Here is a 1,969-nt window from a genome sequence, read left to right as displayed (position 1 = left end):
GCGCTCTCGCCCGGCGCGAGGACGCGCCGCTGACGCCCGGAGGCGGCGGGACGGCCGGCGTCTTCCACCGGCCGCGGCGCTGCTACGTCTGCAAGTCGTTCTATCGACAGGTCGACGACTTCTACCACCTGCTCTGCCCGGAGTGCGCCGCCGACAACACCGCCCGTCGCTCCCTGAGCACCGATCTGACCGGCCGCCGGGTCCTGCTCACCGGCGCGCGGGTCAAGATCGGCTTCCAGCTGGCGCTGATGATGCTCCGCGACGGCGCCGAACTCCTGGTCACCTCCCGCTTCCCGCACGACACCCTGCGGCGGTTCCGGGCCGCGCCCGGCAGCGAGCGCTGGCTCGACCGGCTCACCGTCGTCGCCGTCGACCTGCGCGACCCGCGCCAGGTCCTCGGCCTGTGCGAGCGGCTGCGCCGGGACGGCGCACCGCTGGACATCATCGTCAACAACGCCGCCCAGACCGTCCGCCGCCCGCCCGAGTCGTACGCGCTGCTCGCCGCCGGCGAGACCGCGGCCCTGCCCGAGGGCGTGTGGCACGCGCCCGGCTATGCGCCGATGCAGGCGCTCGAAGCGCCGGCCGCCGGGGGTGCGCTGGCCCTCGTACTGGAGGAGACGGACGAGGCGGGCCTGCTGCCCGACCACGCGCCGGCCAACTCCTGGTCGGCCCGGATCGGCGAGCTCGACCCGGCCGAACTCCTGGAGACCCAGCTCGTCAACGCCCTCGCGCCGGCCCTGCTGGTGGACCGGCTGCTGCCGCTGCTGCTGGCCTCGCCCCGGCCGAACCGGTACGTCGTCAACGTCACCGCCGTGGAGGGCCGGTTCGCCGTCCGCCACAAGATGGCCGGGCACCCGCACACCAACATGGCGAAGGCGGCCCTGAACATGCTCACCCGCACCAGCGGGGCCGAACTCGCCGCGCAGGGCGTCCACATGTGCGCCGTCGACACGGGCTGGATCACCGACGAGAACCCGCTGCCGAAGAAGAACCGCATCGCCGACACCGGCTTCCGCACCCCGCTGGACATCGTGGACGGCGCGGCCCGCGTGTACGACCCGATCGTCCGCGGCGAGGCGGGCGCGCCCCTGTCGGGCGTGTTCCTGAAGGACTACCAGGAGGCGGAGTGGTGACTCCCGAGCCCGACAGCTCCGGCGTTCCCTTCGCCGGCGTCCCCGAGGTGCTGCCGCGGTCCGTGGCCGAGCTCGGGCCGTTGCTCGACTGGCTGCGGGGCGGGGCGACGACCGATCGGCGGCTCGACTTTCCGGCCGGGACCGCCATGCCCGACGGGCGGCTCGATCTGTGCAAGCAGGCCCTCGGGCCCGAGGGCGCCGCGCTGATCGCCGAGGCGCTCGGCGACGTCGCAGGACCGTCCCGGGTGCGGCATCTGCTGCTCGGCACCGACGGGCTCGGCGACGAGGGCGCGGCCGAGGTCGCCGGGAAGACCGTCGGCGCGGGTGTGGAGACGCTGTACCTGGGCTGCAACGGCATCACCGCGGGCGGCGCCTGCCGGATCGCCGACAGCCTGCGCGCCTCCGAGCACGTCGTCGGCGGAGTCTGGCTCAAGCGCAACCCGCTCGGCCCGGACGGCGGGCGGGCCGGCGCCGACCTGGTCGCCGCCGCGTCCGCGCTGCGCACCCTCGACCTCGTACAGACCGGACTCGACCCGGCGGGGCTCGCCGTCCTCGCCGAGGCGCTGCTCGCGGCCGCCGCCTCCGGCCGCCGCATCGAGCGGCTCTTCGTCGGCGGCAACCCGCTCGGCCGCACCGGGGCCGCCCCGCTCGCCGCGCTGCTGGCCGCCGGAGCGGTCGGCGAACTGTACGCGTCCGCCGCCCGGTTGGGCGACGCCGGCGCGCTGCTGCTCGCGGACGCCCTGGAGCGGGCCCCGTACGGCCGGACCGCGCGGCTGTCCGTCGCGAGCAACGGCATCGGTCCCGAGGCGGCGGCCCGGCTTGTCGCCGCCGCGGCC

The 1,969-nt window shown here is 75.9% G+C and carries 1 protein-coding gene and 1 pseudogene; both read left to right on the top strand.

Translation table 11 applies throughout. From position 1 onward, the window contains the following. Nucleotides 1-1,133, top strand: a 1,133-nt coding sequence (locus tag VIU94_RS05965) for an SDR family NAD(P)-dependent oxidoreductase (RefSeq protein ID WP_331908299.1), incomplete at its 5' end; no start/stop codon positions are given. Beyond that, a pseudogene (locus tag VIU94_RS05960) lies at nt 1,130-1,969 on the top strand (ribonuclease inhibitor); the annotation flags it as partial. The gene VIU94_RS05965 and the pseudogene VIU94_RS05960, both read left to right, overlap by 4 nt.

The organism is Streptomyces sp., from assembly GCF_036566765.1.
Classification (GTDB): domain Bacteria; phylum Actinomycetota; class Actinomycetes; order Streptomycetales; family Streptomycetaceae; genus Streptomyces.
The sequence above is the reverse complement of the archived record's forward strand: the minus strand, read 5'-3'. Positions and strand labels throughout refer to the sequence as shown.